This is a genomic window from Paludibacterium paludis (genome assembly GCF_018802605.1).
GTDB classification, from domain to species: Bacteria; Pseudomonadota; Gammaproteobacteria; order Burkholderiales; family Chromobacteriaceae; genus Paludibacterium; species Paludibacterium paludis.
The window spans coordinates 1,014,239-1,040,791 of the sequence record NZ_CP069161.1 but is presented as its reverse complement, the minus strand read 5'-3'; the positions used below and the strand labels follow the sequence as shown (position 1 = coordinate 1,040,791).

Annotated in this window: 29 protein-coding genes and 1 pseudogene; 13 read left to right on the top strand and 17 right to left on the bottom strand. The window is 62.0% G+C overall.

From position 1 onward, the window contains the following. Nucleotides 1–80: 80 nt before the first annotated feature. The 3 genes and pseudogenes from JNO50_RS18895 to JNO50_RS04695 form a co-directional block, all read right to left on the bottom strand. Nucleotides 81–827, bottom strand: a complete 747-nt coding sequence (locus JNO50_RS18895; protein ID WP_229804777.1) for a type II toxin-antitoxin system HipA family toxin — start codon at nucleotides 825–827, stop codon at nucleotides 81–83. Between the two features lie 215 nt (nucleotides 828–1,042). Continuing rightward, nucleotides 1,043–1,282: pseudogene (locus tag JNO50_RS19190) on the bottom strand (HipA N-terminal domain-containing protein); the annotation flags it as partial. A 55-nt stretch (nucleotides 1,283–1,337) separates the two neighbouring features. After that, complete coding sequence (locus JNO50_RS04695; RefSeq protein WP_189535188.1) at nucleotides 1,338–1,655, bottom strand: helix-turn-helix domain-containing protein; 318 nt, start codon at nucleotides 1,653–1,655, stop codon at nucleotides 1,338–1,340. Between the two features lie 624 nt (nucleotides 1,656–2,279). On the opposite strand from JNO50_RS04695, the gene JNO50_RS04690 reads away from it, so the two are divergent. Beyond that, nucleotides 2,280–2,714, top strand: a complete 435-nt coding sequence (locus JNO50_RS04690; protein ID WP_189535186.1) for a VOC family protein — start codon at nucleotides 2,280–2,282, stop codon at nucleotides 2,712–2,714. A gap of 37 nt (nucleotides 2,715–2,751) precedes the next feature. Here JNO50_RS04690 and JNO50_RS04685 read toward each other — a convergent pair whose 3' ends face one another. Both JNO50_RS04685 and JNO50_RS04680 read right to left on the bottom strand, forming a co-directional pair. Further along, nucleotides 2,752–3,417 (bottom strand): GyrI-like domain-containing protein, encoded by a 666-nt coding sequence (locus tag JNO50_RS04685; RefSeq protein WP_215796495.1) that lies wholly within the window; start codon nucleotides 3,415–3,417, stop codon nucleotides 2,752–2,754. Nucleotides 3,418–3,561: 144 nt separating this feature from the next. Continuing rightward, nucleotides 3,562–4,083: a LysR family transcriptional regulator gene (locus tag JNO50_RS04680; RefSeq protein ID WP_215796494.1), complete on the bottom strand. Its 522-nt coding sequence runs from the start codon at nucleotides 4,081–4,083 to the stop codon at nucleotides 3,562–3,564. An 87-nt stretch (nucleotides 4,084–4,170) separates the two neighbouring features. On the opposite strand from JNO50_RS04680, the gene JNO50_RS04675 reads away from it, so the two are divergent. Beyond that, nucleotides 4,171–4,992, top strand: coding sequence for an NAD(P)H-dependent oxidoreductase (locus JNO50_RS04675; RefSeq protein WP_229804765.1), 822 nt, complete (start codon nucleotides 4,171–4,173; stop codon nucleotides 4,990–4,992). On the opposite strand, the gene JNO50_RS04670 is transcribed toward JNO50_RS04675, so the two are convergent. Further along, complete coding sequence (locus JNO50_RS04670) at nucleotides 4,938–5,204, bottom strand: hypothetical protein (RefSeq protein WP_189535184.1); 267 nt, start codon at nucleotides 5,202–5,204, stop codon at nucleotides 4,938–4,940. The genes JNO50_RS04675 and JNO50_RS04670 overlap by 55 nt on opposite strands. An 85-nt stretch (nucleotides 5,205–5,289) precedes the next feature. On the opposite strand from JNO50_RS04670, the gene JNO50_RS04665 reads away from it, so the two are divergent. The 3 genes from JNO50_RS04665 to JNO50_RS04655 all read left to right on the top strand — a co-directional run bounded on the left by JNO50_RS04665 (nucleotide 5,290) and on the right by JNO50_RS04655 (nucleotide 7,731). Further along, the gene (locus JNO50_RS04665; protein WP_189535182.1) at nucleotides 5,290–5,694 is read left to right on the top strand and encodes a hypothetical protein; all 405 of its coding nucleotides are present in this window, start codon (nucleotides 5,290–5,292) and stop codon (nucleotides 5,692–5,694) included. Between the two features lie 131 nt (nucleotides 5,695–5,825). After that, nucleotides 5,826–7,025, top strand: coding sequence for an IS256 family transposase (locus JNO50_RS04660; protein WP_189535180.1), 1,200 nt, complete (start codon nucleotides 5,826–5,828; stop codon nucleotides 7,023–7,025). A 142-nt stretch (nucleotides 7,026–7,167) separates the two neighbouring features. Next, nucleotides 7,168–7,731, top strand: coding sequence for a GNAT family N-acetyltransferase (locus JNO50_RS04655; protein ID WP_215796493.1), 564 nt, complete (start codon nucleotides 7,168–7,170; stop codon nucleotides 7,729–7,731). Here JNO50_RS04655 and JNO50_RS04650 read toward each other — a convergent pair. Both JNO50_RS04650 and JNO50_RS04645 read right to left on the bottom strand, forming a co-directional pair. Beyond that, nucleotides 7,724–9,118 carry a S8 family serine peptidase gene (locus JNO50_RS04650; RefSeq protein ID WP_189535176.1) on the bottom strand — a complete coding sequence of 465 codons (1,395 nt, stop codon included), beginning with the start codon at nucleotides 9,116–9,118 and terminating at the stop codon, nucleotides 7,724–7,726. The genes JNO50_RS04655 and JNO50_RS04650 overlap by 8 nt on opposite strands. Then, on the bottom strand, nucleotides 9,115–10,719 hold the full coding sequence (locus JNO50_RS04645) for an RCC1 domain-containing protein (protein WP_189535174.1): 1,605 nt from the start codon (nucleotides 10,717–10,719) through the stop codon (nucleotides 9,115–9,117). Before JNO50_RS04645 ends, JNO50_RS04650 begins: the two co-directional genes overlap by 4 nt. A gap of 409 nt (nucleotides 10,720–11,128) precedes the next feature. On the opposite strand from JNO50_RS04645, the gene JNO50_RS04640 reads away from it, so the two are divergent. Next, the gene (locus JNO50_RS04640; protein WP_189535172.1) at nucleotides 11,129–11,713 is read left to right on the top strand and encodes a response regulator transcription factor; all 585 of its coding nucleotides are present in this window, start codon (nucleotides 11,129–11,131) and stop codon (nucleotides 11,711–11,713) included. On the opposite strand, the gene JNO50_RS04635 is transcribed toward JNO50_RS04640, so the two are convergent. Next, nucleotides 11,680–12,009 carry a hypothetical protein gene (locus tag JNO50_RS04635; protein ID WP_215796492.1) on the bottom strand — a complete coding sequence of 110 codons (330 nt, stop codon included), beginning with the start codon at nucleotides 12,007–12,009 and terminating at the stop codon, nucleotides 11,680–11,682. The genes JNO50_RS04640 and JNO50_RS04635 overlap by 34 nt on opposite strands. 112 nt (nucleotides 12,010–12,121) lie before the next feature. Then, the gene (locus tag JNO50_RS04630) at nucleotides 12,122–12,961 is read right to left on the bottom strand and encodes a hypothetical protein (RefSeq protein ID WP_189535168.1); all 840 of its coding nucleotides are present in this window, start codon (nucleotides 12,959–12,961) and stop codon (nucleotides 12,122–12,124) included. 136 nt (nucleotides 12,962–13,097) lie between these two features. On the opposite strand from JNO50_RS04630, the gene tadA reads away from it, so the two are divergent. Both tadA and JNO50_RS04620 read left to right on the top strand, forming a co-directional pair. Beyond that, nucleotides 13,098–13,814: a tRNA adenosine(34) deaminase TadA gene (gene tadA / locus JNO50_RS04625; RefSeq protein WP_229804763.1), complete on the top strand. Its 717-nt coding sequence runs from the start codon at nucleotides 13,098–13,100 to the stop codon at nucleotides 13,812–13,814. 1 nt (nucleotide 13,815) lies between these two features. Beyond that, on the top strand, nucleotides 13,816–14,454 hold the full coding sequence (locus JNO50_RS04620; protein WP_189535166.1) for a L,D-transpeptidase: 639 nt from the start codon (nucleotides 13,816–13,818) through the stop codon (nucleotides 14,452–14,454). A 1-nt stretch (nucleotide 14,455) separates the two neighbouring features. Here the strand turns inward: JNO50_RS04620 and JNO50_RS04615 are convergent, their stop codons facing one another. From JNO50_RS04615 to JNO50_RS04600, 4 genes are all read right to left on the bottom strand, one after another. Continuing rightward, on the bottom strand, nucleotides 14,456–14,995 hold the full coding sequence (locus tag JNO50_RS04615) for a cytochrome b (RefSeq protein ID WP_215796491.1): 540 nt from the start codon (nucleotides 14,993–14,995) through the stop codon (nucleotides 14,456–14,458). A 170-nt stretch (nucleotides 14,996–15,165) separates the two neighbouring features. Next, on the bottom strand, nucleotides 15,166–16,692 hold the full coding sequence (locus tag JNO50_RS04610; protein WP_189535161.1) for a fumarate hydratase: 1,527 nt from the start codon (nucleotides 16,690–16,692) through the stop codon (nucleotides 15,166–15,168). Nucleotides 16,693–16,769: 77 nt separating this feature from the next. Next, on the bottom strand, nucleotides 16,770–17,261 hold the full coding sequence (locus JNO50_RS04605; RefSeq protein WP_189535160.1) for a hypothetical protein: 492 nt from the start codon (nucleotides 17,259–17,261) through the stop codon (nucleotides 16,770–16,772). Further along, on the bottom strand, nucleotides 17,261–18,127 hold the full coding sequence (locus JNO50_RS04600; protein ID WP_189535158.1) for a hypothetical protein: 867 nt from the start codon (nucleotides 18,125–18,127) through the stop codon (nucleotides 17,261–17,263). Before JNO50_RS04600 ends, JNO50_RS04605 begins: the two co-directional genes overlap by 1 nt. A 268-nt stretch (nucleotides 18,128–18,395) precedes the next feature. Between JNO50_RS04600 and JNO50_RS04595 the strand changes: the two genes are divergently transcribed. Then, nucleotides 18,396–20,231 (top strand): sensor histidine kinase, encoded by a 1,836-nt coding sequence (locus JNO50_RS04595; RefSeq protein WP_215796490.1) that lies wholly within the window; start codon nucleotides 18,396–18,398, stop codon nucleotides 20,229–20,231. After that, the gene (locus JNO50_RS04590) at nucleotides 20,231–20,830 is read left to right on the top strand and encodes a response regulator transcription factor (RefSeq protein WP_189535152.1); all 600 of its coding nucleotides are present in this window, start codon (nucleotides 20,231–20,233) and stop codon (nucleotides 20,828–20,830) included. Before JNO50_RS04595 ends, JNO50_RS04590 begins: the two co-directional genes overlap by 1 nt. A 10-nt stretch (nucleotides 20,831–20,840) precedes the next feature. On the opposite strand, the gene JNO50_RS04585 is transcribed toward JNO50_RS04590, so the two are convergent. Next, nucleotides 20,841–21,659, bottom strand: a complete 819-nt coding sequence (locus JNO50_RS04585; protein WP_189535150.1) for a c-type cytochrome — start codon at nucleotides 21,657–21,659, stop codon at nucleotides 20,841–20,843. A gap of 13 nt (nucleotides 21,660–21,672) precedes the next feature. Further along, nucleotides 21,673–22,959, bottom strand: a complete 1,287-nt coding sequence (locus tag JNO50_RS04580; RefSeq protein WP_189535148.1) for a cytochrome c — start codon at nucleotides 22,957–22,959, stop codon at nucleotides 21,673–21,675. 339 nt (nucleotides 22,960–23,298) lie between these two features. On the opposite strand from JNO50_RS04580, the gene JNO50_RS04575 reads away from it, so the two are divergent. From JNO50_RS04575 to nemA, 3 genes are all read left to right on the top strand, one after another. Beyond that, nucleotides 23,299–23,718, top strand: a complete 420-nt coding sequence (locus JNO50_RS04575; protein WP_189535146.1) for a GNAT family N-acetyltransferase — start codon at nucleotides 23,299–23,301, stop codon at nucleotides 23,716–23,718. A 99-nt stretch (nucleotides 23,719–23,817) separates the two neighbouring features. Further along, a complete protein-coding gene (locus JNO50_RS04570; protein WP_229804761.1) occupies nucleotides 23,818–24,411 on the top strand; it encodes a TetR/AcrR family transcriptional regulator in 594 nt (197 codons plus the stop codon). 72 nt (nucleotides 24,412–24,483) lie between these two features. Continuing rightward, complete coding sequence (nemA, locus tag JNO50_RS04565) at nucleotides 24,484–25,590, top strand: N-ethylmaleimide reductase (RefSeq protein ID WP_189535142.1); 1,107 nt, start codon at nucleotides 24,484–24,486, stop codon at nucleotides 25,588–25,590. Here the strand turns inward: nemA and JNO50_RS04560 are convergent. Then, nucleotides 25,581–26,507 carry a diacylglycerol/lipid kinase family protein gene (locus JNO50_RS04560; RefSeq protein WP_189535140.1) on the bottom strand — a complete coding sequence of 309 codons (927 nt, stop codon included), beginning with the start codon at nucleotides 26,505–26,507 and terminating at the stop codon, nucleotides 25,581–25,583. The two genes, nemA and JNO50_RS04560, sit on opposite strands and share 10 nt — an antisense overlap. Between the last annotated feature and the right edge of the window lie 46 nt (nucleotides 26,508–26,553).

Below are 26,553 nucleotides of genomic sequence, written 5' to 3'. Positions count from 1 at the left end.
AGGTCAATTCCGATTGTCGGAGGTGTCAGGAATTCTGTGAACAGTAGTTTGACAATTCATTTCAGCGCGTTCGTGACGACCTAACCCTTGCGTAGCAGACTACCATTCTGGTCGATGCGGCTTTGGATCATGTGCAGGGTGTCCCGGGTGATAAGCTGCGGAAACAGGCTATCGGCGATTGCGGCAAACCGGCTGCCTACCTCGCAAATGCCGTCAATGATGCTGCGTGCGTCCTCCGCGGAAACCTCGGCCTCCTCAGCAAGTTGCAACATCGCGGCGCGATCGATGGCCAATGCCTCACCCATCACATCCATCTGGTGATATCCGCCAGGCCCCTCGCAGAAGGTCACGTCGTAAGCCGGCGCCAGTTTCCAGTCGCCACTTGGCGACATCAAGTAGGCGAAATTTTTGGGGTGATCGTCCCGATTGTTGAACACGACATTGAAGACGGCACGCTCGAAGGCAACCGACTTCTCTCGTACATCGTTGGTACACATCTGGGTCGCGCGCAAGAAATTCACGTAGTCCAAGGCTCCCGGAGACGTATAATCCGCTCCGGTGAAAGCGGCGAGACTTTGCATGGGCACGCGCAGATCGCCTTCGCGATCAAAACGTTTGCTGGCGAATGCCGCCAGTCCATTGGGCAGACTGAAATAGTGCGTGTCGGGTGTCTGGATCTGGCACATTCGCAAACACTCGGCATAGACCATTTCGATAGCACACACCTCCGCATGCTCATCCCTGGCCGGGAACTTAACCAGCCAAGCGTCAAATCCCGACGTGGCAGTGGTGGTGAATTCACCGGTTTGAGGGTTGCGATAGACCAGTGCTTTTGGCCGGGCTCCGTGAGGGCGCCCCCCACGAGCAGCAATCTTTGCAGAAATTCCCCGCCGTCCCCATGAAGCACTTCCCGCACTTCGGCGGCCAGCAGGTCCAGCGGGATATGCACTTGCGGCGCCAGCCCCTCAGGCGCAACGGGTTCGAACGACATGGCCCCCATCGCATTGCCGCCGATGTAAGCCAGTCGTTCCAGTGCTCCGATACGCGCCGCGTTGAGACCTCGGCGCCGGAACAAACGATCCATCAACAGTATGCCCCACCCATCGGGCAATGCGTCATAGACAGGCCCGGGCAAACCCAACTGGTGGGATGGAAAACCTCGACGCAGCTGAGCGCCCTTGAGCGGCAACGTATAGGATGACAGCTCCAGACCTTTTTGCTTGGCTTCCTGGCTGTACTCAAACACAATCTGAGGGCGACCAGTGATAGCGGTCGTCGACATCAGCGTGCCCCATCGCCACCGCTCATTCCAGCCCTCGTAGTACACGTCCACTTGCTCAAGCATTGCCCGGCTTCCTCTTGATACGACGACGATTGGCGCTGTTTTCATAGCGGCGAATGTCGTCAAGGCTGTCCAATCTCGGCAAGAACAGGCCCTCAAGCTCTTTGGTACGCCCAAGGACCATGGCGACGCGGACGATATTCTCAAATCCGACATTGCGCCCTGCCTCCAGATTGGACACGGTATTGGTCCCGATGCCAGCGCGGGCAGCCACCTCGGATTGCGTCATCTGCGACGCCAGACGCTCCGTACGCAGACGCTCGCAAAGTCGCTTGACGATCTCACTGGGCTTACTGAAGCTTAAATCCAACATAGCGTACTTCCTGACGACTTTTCCTCGTTAACACACAAAATTATAGATTTAACCGTAAAGTCGATCACGCAAGATAACTCCCGATAAATGTTGTTTATCCAACAAAAAAGCAATTTAATACACAATAAATTGTATTTAAACAACGTAACCAAGAAACATCTCGATATAGTGAATATCAGATGAAATGGGAAGGAATACTCCATGCGGAAAGTCTGGCGCTCACATGCCTGGAGCCCGCACCGCTTCGTCCCGCATCAAGGCAGCCGGTTCGCCCATATCGCCAAGGGGTGACTCAGGCCGATCATCGGGTCCAGGTACGCACGGAAAAAAAGTCGATAACCATGGGGTTATCCCTCGATTTTCCGCGGGCTTCTGTGGTCAGTATGTTGATTTCCCGACGTTCAGCATCGGTGAGATGCTCATGAATCGCTCTGCTCATGCAGGTTGCAGGCATTTTCCAGGGCCGACGACTTGGCTGGCAGGGCATCCATGCAAGAGCATGCCAGCTTCGTCAGTCAGTCGCCGGCAATCTGTTCTTGCAAAGGTCAGGTCCACCATGGATATTTATTCCATGGCAGCGATTGCCATGTCATTGCGCACGTTGGCTAATCGAAGGAGAGATCGATGAATACCACAGGAAAACCTGAAGGCGTCAGCACCATCACTCCAAACAGCATCGTCAGCAGCGTGGCCGATGCCGTGAAGTTTTACCAGAAAGTGTTCGGTGCGGAAGAACTGCTGCGCCTGAACACACCGGACGGCAAGGTGGTTCACTGCGAATTGAAATTCGGCGACTCGCGCATCAACCTGGGCGAATCGATGGAAGGCTGGCCGGAGCAGCCCTTGCTGGCGCAAATCTACGTCCCCGACTCGGATGCCACGTTCGCGCTGGCCATCAAGGAAGGCGCCAAGGAATTGAGCCCGGTGACCGATATGTTTTTCGGCTCGCGCGAAGGCCGCGTGATCGATCCGTTCGGCAATACCTGGACCATCGCCACGCACAAGAAACAAGTATCAGGCGAAGAAATGCAGCGACAACTGAATGAGATGTACGCCTGACCGTGGCAGGGCGACGGCTTGAGCGGGATTCATCCACTCAAGCCGGCCGCACCGGCTGACGCAGAATCGTCTTCAGTCTCGAGGGTTCGACCTTGCGCGGATCACCTATATAGATTTCGTGGTGAGGGCCGGCGAATCCATAGCCTCGCGACGGCATGATTTCATCGTGCAATCGCGCAAGGGTCGGACCTTCGTCATCGTACGAGCCGATATGCATCGTCTGGAGACAAGGTCCTTCCTGGTAAGCCGCCAGTCTCAGCGTTGTCGGAGGCGCGCCGAATTTTTTCGATGTTTTGGCGACCGCATCCTGGAACATGGTCTGATCGATAAAGTCCGGGGCCATGATCATCATGGTCCATCGCCATTGATCCTTGCGCCGGTCGACGAAACTCTGCGGGTCGTCAGCCCACCATAACCCCTCCAGCGGCGGGACGACATAATCCTGGCCGGCGCCGGCTTTGGCGGCGAACTTCATGGCGTAGCTGACCGAATACAGCCATTCGATGGCCTTTCGATGGCTGTCCGCGGTATTGGGGTCGCCTTCACCGTCGATCATCACGAATTGCATTGTCGGAACGTCGATCAAGACAAACTCTTTTGTCGGTGGTTGGTATAGCGCCTTATTACGTTTTTTGAAGTCGATCTTCTCCACAACAGTCTCCATATAGGGGATAAGTGCGGTATGTCCGAGACAGGTCGGCACGTGTCACAAGCACAATCCGTAATAAATCAGCAGCGCCACACCCCTTGGTTCACCCGTTACCCAAGCTCCGGCGGAGCCCGCCCCCTCTCGAGGATTTCCTGCAACGGGTCAAGAATGACATTATTTAACTATTTGATAAAGCCATTATTTATTTAGCTTATACATGACGATATCATGCTTGCGGCAAGTCTGGACATACGCCTCGACATGGGCATGAATCCATGTCCTCAAACACGCGTCCCAAGCCCCTTCAAGACACGCACGCACCGCCTGCGTCAACCGCGTACCGGGCGCCGCCTCGCGCAAGTCGGCCAGGGCTGGCAACAGGATTGTTGAAGCGCCGTAGTCGGTCGCGGCGACACGCCAGGTGTGACTCGCGAGAGCCGGGTCGAAGACACGCCCGGGTGTGACCGCTCGCTCCAGCGCGTCCAGCGCTTGACGCAGAGGTTCTCTTAGCTCATCGGCACGAGCGGTGGGTCGCATGCCGCGCGGACCGGGCAACAGCAAGGGATCGTCGAACACATTCCGCAATTTGGCCAACTGCACGCTGACCGAAGGCTGGGACAGATGCAGGCGCTCGGCGGCTCGGGTCACATTATGCTCGGCAAGCAAGGCATCGAGCGTTACCAGGAGATTCAGATCCAGTTGGCGCAAGGCATTGTTCATAGGAATAGCTGGCGTAATAAAAATTCATTTCAACTATACATTGTACGGGCCTATCGTGATTCCCTTTTCCGGTGGAGTCACCATGCCATGAATGTACTGCTTGTTTACGCCCATCCCGAACCACGTTCCTTGAACGGTTCGATCAAAAACTTCATCATCCGCCACCTGGAGCAGGCAGGCCATACCGTTCAGGTGTCCGACTTATACGCGATGGACTGGAAGGCCGTACTGGATGCGGCTGACAACACGGTAGCGAGAAAAGAGATCCGTTTAGACCCGTCACGCGATTCGCAAGACGTGTACGAAAACGGCACGCAGCGCTCCGACATTGAACAAGAACAGGACAAACTGCGCTGGGCCGATGCCGTGATACTGCAGTTTCCCTTGTGGTGGTTCTCGATGCCGGCCATCCTCAAAGGGTGGGTCGAACGTGTCTATGCCTGCGGCTTTGCCTACGGTATTGGGGAGCATTCCGACACACGCTGGGGAATTCGCTATGGAGAAGGCTGCTGGCCGGCAAGCGCGCCATGCTGGTGGTCACGGTCGGTGGCTGGGCATCTCACTATGCGCCACGAGGCATCAACGGCGCCATCGACGACATTCTCTATCCAGCACGGCATTCTGTTCTACCCGGGATTCGAGGTCCTGCCACCCTATGTGGTCTACCGCACAGGCAAGCTTGGCGAAGCCGGATTCGCAACGGTGAGCGAAGAGCTGGGGCAACGGCTGGATTCACTCTGGACGGACGCCCCCATTCCATTTCGCAAACAGAATGCCGGTTACTACCTGATTCCTGAACTGACACTGAGACCGGATCTCCTCCCCGGAGAAACTGGCTTCGGCATCCATCTGGATCAGCCGAGCTTCAGCGGCAACTCGATGTCGTCCGTGAACGGTTTTGACAAATAACCGCCGGTAGAGGAGCGCGCGCGCATGAGGTAATCGGTGCTGTCATCGGCATTATCGGCCACGTTGGGGGCGCCCCGCACGAGCCGCTCCTCCCGCAGCCTCTGCATATCCCGATACAACGCTTTTGCCCCGTCCGGCTGCACCAGATCGAAGGTTGGCGGCAAGTCGAGAGAAAAAAGCATTTTTTGGAAGAAGGTTATAGGGTTTTCCATGAGAATCTCACGACAAACAACGACTGCCGAGTCCAGCTAAATCTGTACTGCACTCATCGCACAGCCTGACGATCAAGGAGCCCCTATGCCTTTCATTTATCCCTCTTCTACCGCCAACCAGCGCATTCAGCAGGCTGACACCCATAACAATGGCATCGCCCCATATGTGCATAACATGTTGGAAGCTCATAGCGAGCCGAATATGGCTCCATGCACGGCTAGTGACAATAACATCCAGCTATCTGACAACACTCTCGATAAATACAAAAAATCTTTCACAAAATATGGTTATAAACTCGCAAACCAAGCCGCACCTTATCGTTTCAAACCACTAGTCACCGTATTTCGAGTAGCAAATGAACTAAGTAAAAAACACGAAAACAATGTGAAAGCAGCCAAGATATCAAATTTGGGAATGAAACCCAACGTAACGCCATTATTGATGCCATCCCCTCAAACAGGGCAAACCCGTCAGATAAACCAGAGCTGAATCGCAATAATAGAAAACGCGGATAGAGTCCACGGAAGTGGTGTAAATCAGGCGGAATGGTAGATGGCCATCGAAGAACTCCGGTAAGGTTGATTTTGCGAAGACCAACCCTTACCAAAACGGAGAACCCGATGACCCATGACAGCATGGCATTTATCGACCGCTTCAAGCAACAGGGCGGGGGTGACTTTTTACGATCCCTGGTGGAGTCGATTCTGGCGGACCTGATGGAATGCGAGGTCAGCCACCAGATTGGTGCCGATCTACACGAGCGTAACGGCGAACGCCAGGCCTACCGCAATGGCTATCGTGATCGCATGCTGCACACGCGGCTGGGCTCTTTGGATCTTCATGTGCCGAAACTGCGCCAAGGCAGCTATTTCCCGTCATCCCTGGAGCCTCGGCGACTATCGGAACAAGCGTTGGCCGCGGTGATCCAGGAGGCATGGATCCATGGCGTCTCCACCCGCAAGGTCGATGATTTGGTGCAGGCGATGGGCATGACCGGCATCTCCAAGAGCCAAGTCTCTGAAGTGTGCAAAGGCATCGATGAACGCGTTGACTCGTTTCTGACGCGTCCCATTGAGGGCGAATGGCCGTATCTGTGGCTGGACGCGACCTACCTGAAGGTGCGCAAGGGCGGACGGGTGGTGTCGGTCGCCGCCATAGTGGCTTGCGCGGTGAATCAGGATGGCCGGCGGGAGATTCTGGGGCTGGGCATCGGTGAATCCGAGGCCAAGGAATTCTGGATCGAGTTCCTGCGTGGGCTGCGCCAGCGCGGTCTTTCCGGCGTGAAGTTGGTGATCTCGGACGCCCACGAAGGGCTGAAAGCCGCGATCGCCCAGGTGTTTAGCGCCACCTGGCAGCGCTGCCGCGTGCACTTCATGCGCAACGTCCTGGTGTGCGTGCCGAAGTCGCACCAGGGGCTGGTCAGTACGCTGATCCGGCAGGTGTTCCAGCAGCCCGGCGCAAGCCGCGCCCACCAGGCCTGGCGACAAGTGGCCGATGAGCTACGACCGAAGTTCGCCAAGGCCGCGGCGATCATGGATGACGCCGAATATGACGTGCTGGCGCACTTGGACTTCCCGGCGGCCCACCGGGTCAAGATCCATTCGACCAATACGCTGGAGAGGTTGAACAAGGAAATCAAACGCCGCAGCAACGTGGTCGGGATCTTCCCGAACGAAGCCAGTCTCCGGCGCTTGATTGGCGCGGTGTTGATGGAGCAGAACGAAGAATGGCAGCGACAGAATCGCTATATGCCGCAGCATTCGATGGCGGAGCCTGCCGAGGCGTTAACCGATAGCACACCCCCGCTATTGGGGATGTAAACCACAAATCTGACCGGAGTTCAGGCCGAAATAGTTACCCCATCTTGACGGACTCAACCAAAACGCGCGTCACGTAGATCGCCCTTGGCTCACAATTCAGGCACAATGTTGGCCGGACATGGGCAACTCCGATCACACCATCATGACTCCATACTGTCTTCCCTACCAGCATGCCTCTGCGGATCTGCGTCTCGCCTTCGCGGCGCTGCAGGAGCGGGTGTATCCGGAGCTGGAGCCCGATGAGGCGCCCATGCATGATCCGGCGCTCGAAGCACTCAGCTTCTTCGTCATGGAAGGCAGCCGGGTCGTGAGTTACGCGGCGGTCGTACGATTTCCGCTTCACCACGGGGAGGAGATATTCCAGGCGGCGGGGCTCAGCTGCGTGGCCACCGACCCGGATCATCGGGGGCGAGGTCTGGGCCGCGAAGTCGTCGGCACCGCCACCCGCGCCATCTTGCACAGCGACGCCGATATCGCGCTGTTCACCTGCGACAGGCCGTTGCTGCCCTTTTACCAGGGAGCCGGGCCCTGGCGGGAAGCCGTGAAACTGCGCCTTGTCGGCAATGACAAACCCGGCGCGCTCAATAGCGACGACCTTGGCAAGGCCGTGCTGCTGCGCCTCCTTTCGGAGAAGGCCCGGCACAACGCCGGGCTGTTCAACGATACGACGGTCAACCTGCGCTTTGCCGACGGGAACTTTATCTGACCGTCCCGGAACGTCGCCTTGCCGCCTCCCCGACCACCGCGGCGGCATCGACAATCCCCGCAGAGCATCCCGGGCACGCCCCCGGTGCCGGGCGGGCGGTACGGATCAGCAGGTTTCTCAGGTCGGCCGCCGTCAGCGCCGGGTTGGCGGCAAGGGCCAGCGCCGCGACGCCCGCGACATGGGGCGCCGCCATCGACGTGCCCTGGGAATGGTCGTAACTGTCCCCGCCGGGCACGGTCCGGCCATCGTTGGACACCACCAGAATCCCTTCATCCGGACCGCGGGACTGATCGCCCCCCGGTGCCGTCATGGATACCATTGCCCCGTAATTGGAGTAATAGGCGATATTGCCGTTGCGGTCCGACGCCGCGACACTCAGCACGCCCGGGCAGCTTGCCGGCATCGAATTGCGTGCGTTGCGCGCCGCGTTACCGGCCGCCGCGACCACCAGCACATTCCGCCGGAACAGATCGGCGATGGCTCTGCGCATCGAATGCATGCAGGGCAGCTCGGCGCCCAGCGACAGATTGACGATGCGCGCCGGGCTGGTGTTGTCCGGCACGCCGGCAACGGGCAGGCCGGCGGCCCAGTACAGGGCGGCGACCACATCGCTGATTTTTCCACCGCAACGCCCCAGCACGCGGACCGGCAGGATGCGCGACTCGGGCGCCACCCCCGCCACCGCGCCATTGGCCGCGATGATTCCCGCCACCTGGGTACCGTGCCAGTTACTGTCAGACGCCGGCGAGTCCGCATCGCATTCGTCCTCCGCCCGGTACGTTCCCGGATCCACGGCGCCCGCCTCGCGCCCGACGCTGTTGCGCGCATTGTCGGCATCGGAAATAAAGGTATGGCCGGGCAGAACATTGCGTGCGAGGTCCCGGTGCGGCCGATACCCGCTGTCGAGCACCGCGACGGTCACGCCGCCGCCACGCGTTATGCGCCATGCATCGGCGACATTCAGCGCCCCGCCCGCCATGGTACTGCCGTGCAGGGCCCATTGTCCGGCAAACCGCGCGTGAGACGAGACCGACAGCGGTTTGAGCAGGAGATCCGGCTCCGCGTACTCAACGGCGGCGTCCTGGCTGACGTTGCGGCTCAGGGCCAGGGCAACGCTCAGTTTCATGGGTCTGCGCGACGCGAAGGCCAGAGCTCCGCTCGGTATGATGCCGCGGTAATCGATCGAAGATCCCAGGCGGCGCGCCAGAGACTTCACCGACGCGGCACGCGCCCGTACCTCGTCGCCTACGGGGGGCGCGGAAAGAGCCAAAGCCCTGACCCCCCTGGCATCGCGGTATTTGACAATCAACCCCGCTGCCATCGGTTCGGCCGCGCCCGCGGACATCGCCACCGCGAGACCCGCCAGGCAAGCAATGCGTTTGATCATGATCGGTACTGACTCCGTAAAGAATTGACGACGGAATGGGGGACACGACTCGCGTGCGAGCGTGGCAGCACGCCTCCGGCCGACGCGCTGCCCCATGCCACCAGCGTGCCGTCGCGGCGAATCGCGACAAAACCGCCAAGGGGGGTCGAGTGAATGGCGCGGACATCACGCAGCATCCCGCGGACGGACGAACTGTCCCCCCCTTCGCCCGCCGCGCCCCAGGTCACCACCGTGCCATCGGTTTTCAAGGCGGCGAAGGCGTAGTCATTGGCGAACAGCAGCGCCACCCCTGTCAGTTCCGGCGCCACCGCCCGGCTGTCGCCGCCGGTGCGCGCCTCTCCCCAGGTCACGACCCGGCCATCCCGCGTCAATGCCGCGAAGCTCGTTTCCGTCGAGGCGATGGAAACGACATCGCGCAGGCGCGGTTCCACCTCCCGGAAGCTTTCCCCGATCCGTTCGTCATCTCCCCAGCCGACCACACGACCGTCGTGGCCGAGCGCGGCAAACGCCGTCTTGCTGGCGTAAATCCGTCGCACCGCGGTCAACCTGCCACGTACCCCGCTGATCTCTTCACCCCGGCCAAGGAGACCGACTCCAAGCACATTCACCGAACCATCGGCGTGCAGCAAGGCATGTACCGCGCTGTTGGAAGCCAGGGAGAGCACACCGCCCGACAGCCCCCCCGCATGCACGCCCGGATCGGTCACGCCCCCCCAGACCACCGCCCGACCGTCCGCGAGCAATGCCGCCATCGAGTAATCCGTCGCCACCAGACGCACCACATCCGACAAATCGTCGGCAACGGGGGAAACGTCGCCGCCAACCTGCGCATCGCCAAAGGCGGCCACGCGGCCATCCCGTTTCAACACCGCGTGTCCGCCAAGGCTCGACACGACATGAGTGGCATTGCGCAACGCGTCAAGCGCCGGCGCATCCAGCACATCGGACAGGTTGTCCTGGTTACCGTCCTCGTCGAACGGCCGGATGGCACTGCCCCAGACATGCGCGCGCCCATCCGCGCCACGCGCGAGAAATCCGCGGTGCAAACCGTACAACCCGGCGATTCCGGACAGCGGTCTGCCGATGTCTCCACCCGCCGCCGCATCGCCCCAGGCCACGACACCTCCATCCCTGCCGCGCGCGGCAAAAGCCCGCTCGCTCGCGGCGATCTGAATCGCCCCGCGCGGTTCGCGGCCCCCCATATCACCACCCGCCGCCGGGCTTCCCCAGGCCGTCACCGTTCCGTCCTCGCGGAGGATGGCGAACGCGGAAGAGGTCGAGAACACAGAACGCACCGCAAGCACGGCGCCGGCACGGCGGTCGCCGCATGTGGCGGTCACGGTCAGCGCCTCGTCGGGAACCGGATCATCCACCCGCTCGCCATCGGCCACCACCGTTCCTCGCGCATCGCGCCAGACAAGGCGCGCCCCCTGGGGACAATGGCCGGCGCGGGCAAGCAGCGTTCCGCCCCGCGCGCCAAGCACCTCAAGAGGCAAGGTCGCGCCCTCCGTACCACCGCCTCCGCCTCCATGGCACCCTGCCAGCCAAAGGCCCGCGTAAATCATGCAGGCCCAGCGGCTTGTACGTTTTACCCTTTTCATTTAACCGTTTCTCCTGATAACCGATTAAGCGTTTTCGTAAACCACCATCAGATATACCAATTTCCGCCCAGGGCAGAAATGTGCCTATTGGCATGGAGAACGCAGTTCATTCATATGCATTAAATATGAACCCAGTTATTAAAAAAAACGAATACGACAAAATGCAGGACGATACCGATGAAAAAAGAGAAACGACCCGAAATAAATTGGACGGTCGGTCAAAACATATTTCGATATATAAAGTATCGATGTGAAATATAGGAGGATATTTCTGGACAAGAACACGGCGCCAAATATAATGCGCGCCAGATCGTTCCCCTATCCGGTCAGCACGATGACGGGCAAGGTGAAACAACGGACAGAAAAACCGCCTGGCAAGCATTGCTGACCTCACAAAGGCCATCACGTCATGACACGACCCCAAAGCGCCATTTCTTCCGCCATCGCGATTGTCGACCCGCATCCCCTCATCCGCTACGCCCTGGTCTGCCTGTTTCGTGAACGGGGATTTCACGGGGTCGCCGAATCGAACGATCCGGCCGGTCTGGACTCGGTGCTGAGCGGGCCGCCGGCGCTGATACTTCTGGGCGGCGCGCAGACACCGGGACTCTGCCGCGCACTGTCCGCGCGCTATCCCGGCGCACGCGTCGTGCCGCTACGTTTCGGGGCGGGCCCCGGGAACGGCATCACGCTCGATCAGGATCCGGCCGATCTGTTCGCCGCCCTTCGCGAGCGGGCGCCTTGCCTCGCCCGTGTCGGCAGGCCGCCGCTGACGCCGCGGCAGCAGGATGTGCTGCGCCTGCTGCTGTCGGGCAAGCGCAACAAGGAAATCGCCCGGGAGCTGGGCATGTCGGCCGGTACGGCCAAGAACCACGTGGCCGGCCTCCTGCGAAGTTTCTCGGTGGATACCCGATCCCGGTTGATCAGCCTTCTGGCCGGCGCAAAAACGCTTTCAGCCGCTCATTCGCAACGGAATGTCAGCGTGGTGGAATAAGGATTCTTTTCCGAGAACGCATTGATGAAGGGCTTGATCACCGGCGGAGTGAACGGATTGGACGAAGCGGCGTTGAGCGCCTTGTTGACCGTTTCGTCGGTCTTGCCGCGATAGCCGGTATCCATCTTGACCACCACCACTTCTTTTGAGAGCTTGGCGCAATGCGCCTCGGCCGCCTTGATGGTGGCTTTCTCGGCATCGTCCGGGGAATCCGCATAGAACTGCGCGACCATACCTGTCTCATAGCGCAGCACGATCGGCTTGTTGGTGGCGCAGCCGGCCAAGCCGCCAACCATAGAGAATAACGAAATAGACATAAAAAACCGAAAATACATACAACACCTTTAATTGATCGATTACAAATCAACCATATCAAAGATGGAGGTATTCCGGTATCAGAAAAGCCTGTCAGTTGCCCGAACCTGTCCCAACGTCCGGGCCGCCGCTCCGGATCTCGACGGAAACCTGATTCGACTCGCTGTTTTCCTGCGTCGTCAACGCCTTGAGGCTGTCGGTCAATTGCTTTTCGATCTTTTCCATCTGCTCCCGGGTATCGCGGTCGGGCGGCGCGCTCTTGAGCAGTTGCTTGATATGCCGGTGTATCGCTTTCAAATCACCGGCCATCTGGGCCAGTTCACCTTTGAGGGCGGCATCCGGATCCTTTTGCGGGTCGACCGATGCTCCGGCAGCCACGGCTACGGATCCCTGACCCGCATCCGCTTCCGTTTTCTCCTCGCCGGTGGCGGAAACGGTTGTCGGCGCGTCGGCGGACTTCCCGTCCCCCTTGGTCTCATCCATTTGCGCTTGCTCCCCGTTGGCCGCATCGGCACCGCCCCCGGCTTGCACGGTCGTCACGGACGACGGCGGCGCGTCGCCTTCCGATCCCTTGAGCGCGCCGACCAGACTGCGCAACTCCTGGGAGAGCCGTGCCAGACTCGCGATGAATCCCTTGGCGTTTTCCCGGGTCGCCATCGCCAGCATTTTGCGCAGCGACTTGATCTCCTCCTTAAGCTGGGCGGCGCGCTGGCTGATCGACGCCTTGCGCTGCTGCTTGATGCTGTCCGCGCCATTGAGCAGATCGCTGTACAGCGGATTATCCGCGGGAGTTTTTTCTTTACCCAGCGACAGGATATAAGATGGAGAAGCCGCCTGCCCCGCTGAACCTTGCCCATTGCCGGCAAGAGATTTGAGCGCGGGCGCCGTATCCGGCGGAAGACTCCGGGAAGGAATGTGGAGAGTAATCTTCATGCTATAAGACTTACACTATGACAAGTATTATTCATATATCGACGTCCTGACAGCAAACTTGACCGCGAATCTGTCCATACCCCTACGCTGCCGCCCAGCGCGTATAATTCCGCCATCACCTGTTCCGGATCGTATCGTGCCGTTGACCACCCCGCCCCTGCCTCCCGCCGCCATCTTGGCGCTACGCGAACTTGGCATCGACTCCGCGTCAAGCCTCGACACCTTCGGCGTCGTGTCCGCTTTCCTGACGCTCAAGGCGCGCGGGCACACGGTCACCCGCAAATTGCTCTACGCCCTTGAAGCCGCCCGCCGCGGCGCGCACTGGCAGGACCTGACTGAGGAAGAGCGCCGGCATCTCGACCACGCGCTGCTCGAACATCCGCCGGTGAGACTGGCGCCCGATCAGGCTCAAATCGACCGTTTCATGGGCATGGCCCAGGAGGAGGCAAGAAAAGCCTTCGCCGAAGGGGAAGTGCCGGTGGGTGCGGTGGTGGTATGCGAAGGCCGTGTCATCGGCCGTGGTTACAACCGGCCGCTTGGCGCGCACGACCCGACCGCCCACGCGGAAATGCAGGCACTGCGTGAAGCGGCCGCCGCACGGGGCAATTACCGGCTGTCAGGCTGCGATCTTTATGTGACGCTGGAGCCGTGCGCGATGTGCGCCGGGGCCATTCTCCATGCCAGGCTGGATCGCGTTGTATTCGGCGCGCGCGAGGACAAAACCGGCGCGGCCGGCAGTGTCATCGATCTTTTCGCGACCCGGCTCAATCATCACACCGCCGTCTTCGGCGGTCACCAGGCCGACGCGTCGGCCGCGCTTCTGGGAGAGTTTTTTGCCGCTCGCCGCTCCTGACATGAAACCGCTCTTCCTGTTGTTGTTGCTCGTTCCGGCATGCCGGGCCGGCGATGCGTCACCACCGGCAGACGGCACAGAATCGTTTGCCATCCAGGCGCAACTGGCCGCGCCGCTGTTACCCACAGAGCCGAATCCCCACGCCTACGGCGCGCCCTGGATCCGCATCGGGCTGAAAAGCCAGACGCTCGTCCGGTTCGACGAATGGGGCAGGGAAACCCGGCGATACCTCGTGTCCACCGCGAAAAACGGTCCGGGGGAGCGGGTCAACAGCTACAAAACGCCACGCGGCTGGCACCGTGTCTGCGAAAAGATCGGAGATGGCGTGGAGGTCGACAGAATCATTTTCCGCAGGGAAGTGACGCCCTGGAAATACACCGACGCCCTGCACCGCGACTACCCCGCCAAGGACTGGATTCTCACGCGGATTCTCTGGCTGTGCGGCATGGAGCCGGGACGCAATCTTGGCGGCGAGGTGGACAGCCACGACAGGAATATCTACATCCATGGCGCGGGCAGGCATGTCGCGTTCGGCACGCCCACCTCGCTAGGCTGCGTGCGCATGCGGGGAGACGACGTGATCGAGCTGTTCGACGCCACGCCGGTCGGCACCGACGTGGTCATCGACGAGAACGGCTGAGTCAGTCCTGTTTGAAACGCATGCGCCTGAGCGTATCGTCCTTGAGCACGAAATGGTGCCACAGGGCCGCGACGGCATGCAGACCGACCAGGAAATACACCGCGTTGCCCAGCAGTTCATGCACGTTCTTGACCAGTGCCCTCAGTTCGGGATCGGGGGAGACCATCATCGGCAGCACCACACCGAAAACACCGATCTCCCGCCCCCCCGCCTGGGAAAACACCACGCCGGTGACAGGCAGCAGGATCATCACCAGATAGAGCAGCCCGTGCAGCGCGTGGGCGGCCCTGACCTGCCAGGCCGATTCGCCAAGAATGGGGGGCGCGCCGAAACGGAGCTTGACCGCGATGCGCAGCCACACCAGCACGAACACGAACAACCCCGAGAGGATGTGCCACTGGCGCAGCTGGGCGCGGAACTCGGCTCCGGCGTCCTTGGGAACGTAGCCGCGAATCTCGATCGCGGCCAGCGCGATGACGAACAGAATGAACATCAGCCAGTGCAGACCGATACTCAGCGGATGATAGTGCGACTTGCTCACGCGAGACTCTCCTTGATCGCCGGTTTCCGGATCCATGGACGTATCATCCCACAACTTCATTTCGCCATGTCGCCCGGCAGCGGCCGGGCATCGCGCGGCAAGCATGTTCCCTGATCCATGGCAAATTTCCCGCCTCCGCCCCTTTGCGGGAAACACGGAGGCCGGATTCCTCAGGCGGCGCTGACCGGAATCTTGCCGATCTTCACGCGCCATTCGGCAGGACCGGTCAGGTGCACCGAGGTGCCACAGGCGTCGACCGCCACGGTCACCGGCATGTCCTTGACCTCGAACTCGTAGATCGCCTCCATGCCCAGGTCCTCGAAGGCCAGCACGCGCGACGCCTTGATGGCCTTGGACACCAGGTAAGCGGAGCCGCCCACCGCCATCAGATACACCGCCTTGTTGTCGCGAATCGCCTCGATCGCGGCCGGCCCGCGTTCGGCCTTGCCCACCATGCCCAGCAGACCGGTTTCCTCGAGCATCTGGCGCGTGAACTTGTCCATGCGCGTGGCCGTCGTCGGACCGGCCGGGCCGACCACTTCGTCGCGAACCGGGTCGACCGGGCCGACGTAGTAAATGAAGCGGTTGGTGAAATCGACCGGCAGCGCCTCACCTTTGGCGAGCATGTCGGCGAGGCGCTTGTGGGCCGCGTCACGGCCGGTGAGCAGTTTGCCGTTGAGCAGCAGCACATCCCCCGGCTGCCAGCTGGCGACTTCCTCGCGGGTGATGGTGTCAAGATCGACGCGCTTGCCGGCGGACATGTCGTAGGGGATTTCCGGCCAATCGGCGAGCGATGGCGGTTCCAGCCGCGCCGGTCCCGAACCGTCCAGATGAAAATGCACGTGGCGGGTCGCGGCGCAGTTCGGGATCATCGCCACCGGCAAGGATGCCGCATGGGTCGGGTAGTCGAGGATTTTCACGTCGAGCACCGTGGTCAGACCGCCCAGGCCCTGGGCGCCGATGCCCAGCGCGTTGACTTTCTCCAGCAATTCGAGGCGTAGCTCCTCGACACGGCTCAGGGGTTCACCGCGGGCCGCCTTGTCTTTCAGTTCGTGGATATCCACCGGAGCCATCAGGGATTCCTTGGCCAGCAACATGGCCTTCTCCGGCGTGCCGCCGATGCCGATGCCGAGAATTCCCGGCGGACACCAGCCGGCGCCCATCGTGGGAACGGTTTTCAGCACCCAGTCGACGATCGAATCGGACGGATTGAGCATGACCATCTTGGACTTGTTCTCGGAACCGCCGCCCTTGGCCGCGCAAATCACCTCCAGATGGTCGCCGGGCACGATTTCATAGTGCACCACGGCGGGCGTGTTGTCGCGCGAATTGCGCCGCGCGCCGGCCGGGTCGAGCAGCACGGAGGCGCGCAGCTTGTTGTCCGGATCATTGTAGGCGCGTCGCACGCCCTCGTTGACCATGTCCTGAACGCTCAGGGCACTGTCCCACCGAACATTCATGCCCACCTTGAGGAACACCACGGCGATACCGGTGTCCTGGCAAATCGGCCGATGACCCTCCGCGCACATGCGGCTGTTGATCAGGATCTGGGCCATGGCGTCCTTGGCGGCGGGACTTTCCTCCAGCCGCCAGGCTTCGCCGAGCGCCTTGATGTAGTCAACGGGGTGGTAGTAGCTGATGTACTGGAACGCATCAGCGATACTCTGAATGAAATCTTCCTGACGGATGGTGGTCATGAGCGGTCTCGCAAATCAGGTTATCGACAATGGCATAGGACCATGGCAATTCTCCATTGTAACACCCTCGGCCCGCTTCATTGTGCTCCGCGATCCCTCGCATCTGGCGCCAAAGTGGCTTCGTCGCGGGGCTTGCGGGCCAACTGATACGCCAGACCGGTCTTTTCTTCCGCCGAATTCTCGGACAGCCGCCATTTCCTGACCACGCCGGTCCGGTCGAAATACACGACGAATTCTTTGGCGTAATTGCTCTGCGCTTTGAACAAGAATCCAACATTGGTGAAATTTTGCCACTTCGGCGTCTGTCGAACGTAACTGTATACCCATACGCGCCCGCCATCGGAGAAAACGATTTCGCTCTGAGGTTTGCCAAGCCTGGCGGCGATACCGGTTTGCCCGCCGGCATCCTGGGCGGTCAGCGCCTCGGCCTGGAGAAGATCCAGATCGGCCAGTTTCCGGTTTCCCAGCGTCGCGCACGCCGCAAGGGATAACGCCAGAAAGATGGCCACCCCGAACCGGAGCCCTGCGCCGAGCACTGGAAAGAATGCGATAGCGAATCTTTTTTTCATCACAAATACTCGAACGTAACGCGGGCATCGTCAGACCACTCCCCGTCGGACAACGGAACGGAGTAGAAGAATTCACGTGGATAAGGCCAGGCGAATGACGGTCCGGGCTTGAGCTGTTCGCCATAGAGCCAGGCGGCGGGGAGCGTAACGCGCCGTTCACCCTCGCTCAGAATTATCGTGAAGACCGGGCGATCGGCGATGAAAAGATAAGGATAGCTGCGCTTTTCATAGAGGTCTTTCTCCAGCTTGAGCTGCCCCATTCGGTTAACGCTCTCTTGCACGGCCCCGGACAGCGCCTCGGCCGCGCGGTTCGCGCAAACTTTCCAGTCGTCGCGACAATGTTTGTTCACACGGGGTTTTGGCATGCAGTTCACCCCGCTGCCATCGGAAAGATTCAAATGACTGATGTCGTCGATCAGGCATTCGAGCCTCAGATCGCCAAGCCGCCGGGTGTCTGCGGGCAAACCGGGCGTACGGACATCGACACGCCATTGCACGCTGCCTGACGGGCGATTGGTGATCACGGTTTGCTGTTTTGCGCCAGGCGGCAGCGTAAAACCGCGGTCCTTGTCCAGCGGCACGGAAAGTTTGCCGGCAAAACCGTGCGCGTACAGCTCAAGCCTGCCCGACAGGGAATGGAGGCGGTAACGCAGTACCGCCTCGGGCGCCAGCCGGTGGAACGCGTTGAACACTTCGCCAGCCCGACGCAGCGTCTCGTACGGACGCGAATCGACGCCAGCGGCTCGCTCGATCTCCGGCGCATCCTGGCGCACCGCGCCGGGCAGGGCTTTAGCCAGGGCCTGGGCAGGCAATGCCAGGCACACCAGCATCACCGTCATACCACTCAGTGAACGTTCGAACACCATTCTTCTCCGTGTGCAGTCTGAATCAGGGCTACGCATCCAAAATCTTCAGAATCGTCGAAACCGGAGAAAAAACACAGCCACAGTTCACGGACGATGGAGACAAAACTGTCCATGGCAACCCCATGCGCTCATTGCAGCCGGCCCTCCATGCCAAGAACTTTGGCATGAATCAATGCTAATTAATTAGCAATTTGTCTTTATATAATAGAAATGCGATGATAAAAACCGCCCCCCGCGAAACCACGCCAAGGTTGTCCCGTCATCCTCCATGCCACGTATCCCAGGTTGCCCATCCGTCTCCGATGCCCCACCCTCTGTCCGGGCGCGGCACCGCCCTGTCCGGTTGATCACATCGCTGGCCGCCGCCGCATTGCTCGCCCACACCGCGGCAGGCCGGGCGGACACCCTGCGTATCGGCGTGCTCGATCCCGCTCCGGGCCAAGGCAGCACACAGCAGATCGCCGCCTCGCTCGAGCGCGCCGCGCCGGCAAGCCGCATCGAACACTTTGACCTGCCCGCGCTGGAACGCGCCGTGGCTCGCCGCGAACTCGATTTCGTCGTCACCAACAGCGGCCAGTACATCGAACTCGAGCACCGCTACGGCGTGCGGCGCATCGCCAGCCTGCGCCGCGCGACCGGCGCGCCCGGGCAAGCGATCGGCTCGGCCATCGTGGTGCGCGGCGACCGGCATGATCTGCGGGAACTCGCCGATTTGCGCAATCAACGCCTGCTGGCCGCCGCGCCGGACGCCTTTGGCGGATGGCGGACCGCCTGGCGCGAACTCGAAGCCGCCGGCGTTCCGCCGGATGAACTGCAATCGCTGACGTTCACGGGTTTTCCGTTGGGCAACATCGTGCACGCGGTGGCGCAGGGCCGCACCGACGCCGGTGTGATTCCGGTCTGCCTCATCGAGCGGATGGAACGCGACGGGAGCGTGGCGTCCGGTGCATTGCGGGTGCTCGCGCCGCGCCGCGACAAAGGCATGCCCTGCGGCCACAGCACGCGGCTCTATCCGGACTGGCCGCTCGCCGCCTTGCGCGACACACCGGAGGAGGCGGCGCGCCGGTTGGCGGTCGCCGTGCTGACGGCCGCTCCGGACAGCGGAATAGGCTGGACGATCCCGGAGGATTACGGCAGCGTGCGGGAATTGATGCGGGAGCTGCGCGTCGGCCCTTATGCCCATCTCGCCCCGCCGGGCCTTGCCGAGCTGATACGGCGCTATTGGTATGCGCTGGCCGCCGTGGCAACGCTGCTGGCGGCGCTGGCCTGGCACAGTCGCCGCATCGACACCGTGGTGAGGCTCCGGACCGCCGAACTTCGGGAGGCGCTCGCCGCCCGCGACCTCGCCCAGGCGGAAGCCCGGCGCCGCCAGGACGAACTGGATCACGCCGCGCGCCTGGGCATTCTGGGCGAACTGTCGACCACCCTCGCCCATGAACTGGCCCAGCCGCTGACCTCGATCACCAATTACGCCAACGGCCTGATGCGCAATCTCGGAAGAGCGCCGCAGGACACCGGCCGGCTCGCCGAGGCGGGACGGGCGATCCGCGCCCAGGCCGAACGGGCCGAGCACATTCTGCGCCATGTCCGCCAGCTTGCGCGCAAGGCGCCGCCGGAGCGACGTCGCGTGGAGTTGGCCGAACTGATTTCACCGGTGTGCGAATGGTTCCTGCAACTGCATCCGGGCATCGCGCCGGGCTTCACCCTGTCGCTGGACGCGAACCTGCAGGGACGCCACCTGCTTGCCGATCCGCTGCAGATCGAGCAGGTGCTGCTCAACCTTCTGCAAAATGCCGCCGATGCCATGGCCGGCCAGCCGGCATCGGACCGCCGTCTCGCGGTCGACGCGCGGCTGGACAACGGGCAGGCTTTTGTCACCGTGTGCGACTCGGGGCCCGGCCTGCCCCCAGAACTCGCCGAGCGGCTTTTCGAACCGTTTTTCACTACCCGGCCGCAGGGATTGGGTCTGGGTTTGTCCATTTGCCGCTCCATCGTCGAACGCCATGGCGGCCACCTGCAAAGGGCCGACACGCCCCCGGAGTCAGGCATGACGATGGCTTTCACTCTGCCCCTGGAACCCACCTCCCGCCCCGGAATCCATTGATGGAAGAGATACCACTGATTTATGTCGTCGACGACGATGCCGAGTTATGCCGCTCGCTGGTCTACCTGTTCGATTCGGTCGGCTGGCGCTCGCGCGTGTTTCATGACGCCGAAGCCTTCCTCGCGCACCTCGCCCCGGGCGAGACCGCCTGCCTGCTGCTGGATGTGCGGATGCCCGGCATGAGCGGGCTGGAGGTTCAGGATAGGCTTGCCAGGACCGGACGGATGCTGCCCATTGTGTTTTTTTCCGGGCACGGCGATATCGCGATGGCGGTCCAGGCGGTGCGGAACGGCGCGGTCGATTTCATTGAAAAACCGTTCCGCGAGCAGACGCTCCTCGAAGCGGTCGGCCTGGCCCTGCGACGCCTGCCCGCCGAACGCTACCTCAACGAGGTGCGCCGGCGGTTCATGTCGCTGACGCCGAGGGAGCGGGAGGTGGCGAAGCTCGTCGTGCTGGGCCGGCGTAACAAGATCATCGCCGGCGAACTGTCCATCAGCGAGCGCACCGTCCAGGTGCACCGGCAGAATGTCATGGACAAGATGCGGGCCGGCTCCGCGGCGGAACTCGTCCAGGACTTGATGCGGCTGGGCGAAGTCTAAGCCCGCGCGCTCAATAGCGCGCGTCGGCCGGTTTGCCGCCCTTGGGCCAGTCCTTTTCCTTGCCGGGGAAATCCGGCCGAGGCTGGTGGCTGAAATATTCGGCCACATCGAGCGCCTCCTGGTCGCTCAGCACGCCGCCCTGGCCCAGCGCGCCGCGCGCATGCGCGGCCATCGGCATGTTCTGCTTGACCCAGGCCGCCGCCGTGAACGTGCGTGCCATGCCGGCGCCGATGTTGAACGATTTCTCGCCCCACAAGGGCGGGAACACCAGCGCGCCCTTGCGCCAGCGGCCTTCGCCATTGGCGCCGTGGCATACCGCGCAATAGGTGCCATACAGGGCCTTGCCGCGCACCGGATCGGGCGTCAGGGTCTTGTCGATAGCGCCAATGCCGCCGCCCCCCATCTTCGTCCCCTTGGGCACGTCTTTGGACAACCATTGCATGTAAGCGAGCATGGCGCGCATTTCCCGCGAGTCCTGAGCCAGCTTCTTGCCGTTCATGGAGCGCAGCATGCAGCCATTGATGCGGTCGGTCAGGGTGACCTCGCGCCCGGCTCTCGGGTTATACGACGGGTATTTGTTCCACACCCTGACAAACGGCGATGCGTGGGCGACCTTGCCGCCCCCCAGATGACAGCTGGTGCAATTCATCGCCGCGCCGACCTTGTCGGGCAAAAGCCGCGCGGTGTCGGACAACAGCCGCTGCCCCAGGCGGATCCTCGCCCCTTCTGGCGTACCCGGAATGGCCGTATCCGCGGGCGGCGCGAACGGCGCCTCGGCGATGGCGGCGCCGGTACAGAGCAACAGGGAAACGGCAACGATTCTCATCATGACGACACACTCCTCAACGAGCCGCGTTCAACGAATCAACCTCGGCGGACAACAGCCGGCGCACCTTGCCGACATCGCGCTCGGTCACTTCCGGGGCCGTATTGCCCCACGACGCGCGCACAAAACTCATCACATCGGCCACCTCCCGGTCGCTCAACGCGGCAAGGGACGGCATGGCCGGCACGAACGCCTCGTGACGGACGGGCGGCAGGCGACTGCCTTCCAGCACGATGCGGATCAGCGAAGCCGGATCGGGGCTGTTCACGACACTGCTGCGCGCCAGAGCCGGAAACAGGTGCTCGACCCCTTCGCCATCCTGACGGTGACACACGACACAACGCTCCATGTAGATCACGGCGCCGGCGCCCGAATAACGGCCGGCGGCCAGATCCTGGAAGGTGGTCGACCGGGTGGCGAGCTCTCTTGCGGCGGTTCCGCCGGAAACACTGGCCAGATAGCGCGCTATCGCGCCCAGATCACCTTCGCTCAAGTGACGGGTGCTGTGCGCCACGACCTCCGCCATGGCGCCGAACGCCACGCTGTGACTGTTGCGGCCGGTGCCAAGCAGCTCGGCGATCTCCTTTTCGCTCCAGCGTCCCAGACCGTCGGCGCCCTCACGCCGCAGACTCTTGGCGAACCAGCCGCCGATAGTGGCGCCGGCCAGGAATGCCGGGCCGTCCCGTTCATCCAGGGCTTTTTCCTGAAAGGCCACGCCCCGCGGCGTGTGACAGGCGCCGCAATGCCCCGGCCCCTTGACCAGGTAGGCGCCGCGATTCCAGATCGCATCGCGCGCGGGATCGGGGCGATAGGCCGCGACCTGTGGCGCGAACAACCGGCGCCACAACGCCAGCGGCCAGCGCAGGGAAAGCGGCCAGGGAATATCGGCCGCCCGGTTGACTTGCCTGACCGGCCTCACTCCCGCCATGAAATAGGCGTACAAGTCCCTCATGTCCTCGTCGGAAATGATCGAATACGAGGGATACGGCATCGCCGGATACAGCGTCGCGCCATCCTTGCGGACACCTTCGCGAACCGCCGCGGCGAATTCCCGGAAGCTATAGCGCCCGATCCCGGTCTCCCGATCCGGCGTGATATTGGTCGCGTAAAGGGTGCCGACCGGAGTCGGCAGCCCCAGTCCTCCGGACATCTGCGAACCGCCTGGCCGGGCATGACACGCGATGCAATCGCCGGCCCGGGCCAGGTATTCGCCCCGCTTGACCGACGCCGCATCGAACGCCGACGCGGCCCGGACAGTGCCGGCCATCAGCGCGAGCCCCACAGCCCATGCCACTTGTCTCATGGACGCCTCCTTTTTTGTTACCGTTCATCCTCTTTCACGACCTCCACTCTAGCGGCGGGGCATCCGGCTCCGGCATACGCAAATCCGGCAAGCGTCTACGCACATCTCACAATGGCGCAATGAGAAAAACCGGACAGCGCGCGCTTACACCGTCGCAAGATATTGTTTTCAAAGCGAATTGGCATGGCGCGATCCGGTCGGCAAGAACACGTATTTCATTGGCCAGGATCAAATATTCCCGAGCGCAGGCCGATGGCCGCATGGCCATCCTCGCGCCCTTGTTCCGGCCCGCGCGCGCCATTACACTGCTGCGGGTTCCCTTCCCCCTCCTCGCGCGCGATGAACCGTACCCTCACCCGAACACCACTGAACGCCGAACTGAAAGAACGAATCTATGCGGCCTTCGCCAGACACGACCGGCAAAGCGCCGGCGCGGAACGGATGGTCGGCGAACCGGTCGCCTTCGAAGCCCGTGAAGACGGTCACTGGGTCGGCTGTGTGGTGGTGCGGCTGTTTTGGGGGCAACTGCACATCAAGTACCTTCTGGTCGACGAAACGCAGCGCGGCAAAGGATGGGGACACGCGCTGATGGAACAGGCCCTGGCATTCGGCGCATCGGAAGGATGCCGCTTCGCCTTTGTCGAAACACTGGGTCATCAGGCGCCCGGCTTCTACACCAGGCTCGGCTTCGAGGTGGAGTTGCAACGCGACGGTTACGCCGGCGGCAATTGTTTCTACTACCTGAAAAAAGCGCTCTGAACCTTCCGGCACGGATGCGGCGCCATACCCGCGGCATTCGGACGCAGTCGGGACTTGCAAACTAGACGACTGGTCTAGTATTATTCGTCCATGACACGCATGACACACTTTGGCGATACCCGGGAACACCTTCTGGCCACCGGCGAGAACATCATCCTGGGCAAGGGTTACGCGGCGGTGGGGCTGTCCGAGATTCTCGGCACGGCCGGCGTACCCAAGGGCTCGTTCTACCACTACTTCCCGTCCAAGGAAGCGTTTGGCGTGCAGATGCTGGAGCGCTATTTCGACAACTACGACGCGCGTCTTGCCGAACTGCTCGTTCAGGCGGAAGGCTCCGCCCGCGACAGGCTGCTGGGGTATTTTCAGCGGTGGATGCACCGGCACTGCGAGTGCAGTTCACACATGAGCTGCCTTGCCGTCAAACTCGCCGGGGAGGTCTCGGATCTTTCCGAACCGATGCGCGAAGCCTTGTCGCGCGGCATGGACCGAGTGATGCGGCGTATCGCCGACGCGCTGCGCGAAGGCGCCGCGGATGGATCGATCCGCACCGCGGGAGCGCCGGAAAACATGGCCCGCTCGCTGTACAGTCTGTGGATCGGCGCGTCCTTGCTGTTCAAAGTCCAGCACGATCCGGCGATACTGGACGGCGCGCTGGAACGGACGGCCGAACTGTTGGCCGGCCGCACTGAATAACGGCAATCCGCTTTTCGCGGATTGTTTTTTCGATGTTGACTAGATGACCGGTCTAATTTTAAGGAGACCCGAATGTACGAGACGCTTTTCACCCCGCTGACAGTCGGCGCCGTTACCCTGAAGAACCGTATTGTCATGGCTCCGCTGACCCGGCTGCGCAGCACCGAGCCTGGCGATGTTCCCACCCCGCTCGCGCCGGAGTACTATGCCCAGCGCGCCAGCGGCGGGCTGCTGATTTCCGAGGCCGCGCACATTTCCCCGACCGCCAAGGGCTACGCGGGCGCGCCCGGCATCTATAGCGAAGAACAGGTGCGCGCCTGGACTCGCGTCACCGACGCCGTGCACCGGGCCGGCGGTCTCATCGCCATGCAACTGTGGCACACCGGACGGATCTCCCACCGCTCGCTGCAACCGGGCGGGGAAGCGCCGCTGGCCCCTTCCGCGCTCAAGGCCGACAGCAACACCAATATCCGCACGGCGAACGGCGATCTCGTGCGCGCCCCGTGCGATACGCCCCGCGCGCTGGAATTGCCCGAAATCGAAGACCTCATCGAAGACTACCGCACCGCGACGGACAACGCCCGGCGCGCCGGCTTCGATCTCGTGGAAATCCACGCGGCGCACGGCTATCTGATCAATCAGTTCCTGTCCGAGTCGTCCAACCTGCGCGAGGACCGCTATGGCGGCTCCGTGGAAAACCGCGCCCGGCTGTTGCTGGAAGTCGTCGACGCGGTCGTCGCCGAATGGGACGCCGACCGCGTCGGTATCCGCCTCTCGCCGCTGGGCATCTTCAACGGTCTGTCCGATGTCGGCCAGGAAGACATGGCGCGCTATCTGGCCCGCGAACTGGCCAAGCGCAAACTGGCCTACCTGCACATTTCCGAGCCGGACTGGGCGGGCGGGCCCGCCTACCAGGACAGCTTCCGCACCGAGCTGCGCGCGCTGTACCCGGGCGTGATCATCGGCGCCGGCGGGTATACCGCCGACAAGGCGAAAGAGATGGTCGGCAAGGGGTTCATCGATGCCGCCGCCTTCGGACGCAGCTACATCGCCAACCCTGACCTGGCCGAGCGCATCCGCGAAAACGCGCCGCTGAACACGCCTGACGCCTCCACCTTCTACGGCGGCGGCGCGGAGGGCTACCTCGACTACCCGACGCTCGCCGAAGCTCAGGTCTGACGAACGAGGCAACGCAACGCGGCGGGCACCACGGAAAACCGTACCGCTCCCCGCCCCAGGTGCTCTCCATCGGCTTCGATGGAGGGCGCCCCTCCGACTCCCGCCACCTCGACAAGACCGCCCGACAGGTACTCGATTTTCGGGCTGGCGATCCGTTGCGACTTTTTCAGCTGCGGCAAAAAGCGCACGAAATCACGCGCGCCGGCATCGCGGATCAGCACCACCTCGAAGCGGCCATCGTCCAGGCGGGCATCCGGCGCCACCCCCAGACCGCTTCCGAAAAACCGCCCGTTCGCGATACACACCGCCTGAAACGCCCCATCGATCCATTCGCCGCCATCCACCCTCACGCGCATGCGCTGCGGACGCCAGGTCACCAGCGTCGACAGGATCGCGCCATGGAAGGCCGCCGACGCGGACAACCACGAAGGCCGGCGGTTGACCTTCTCGACGATCGCCGAGCCGATGCCAAGCGAGGCGATGTTGTCGAAATACACGCGTTTTTCTCCGCCATCCGGCTCCGTCACCACGGCCAGCCCCAGATCGATGGCGCGCACGGCCTCGTCGCGGATCATCGCGCGCAACTCGCGGATGCCTCCCGTCATTCCGATGGAACGGACAAAGTCGTTGCCGCTGCCCAGGGGCAACGCGCCGACCGCCACATGCCCGCGCGACTCGGCCGGGCAGCGCATCACGCCATTGACCACCTCGTGGATCGTCCCGTCGCCGCCCGCGGCGATCAGATAAACGCATCCGTCCCTGACCGCCTGGAACGCGACCTCCTCGGCGCTCACGGAGGAGGTCGTGATATGAATGTCCACCTGAAAGTCGTTAGCGAACACTTTGAGCAGATCGTCGGGCATGCCGCGCGGACAGCGTTTGCCGTGGAGGATGAAAGCTATCTTGGGTTGAGCCATAACAAATACGTAAAGAGGCGGTCAAAAAAGCATTATGCCAGTGTGC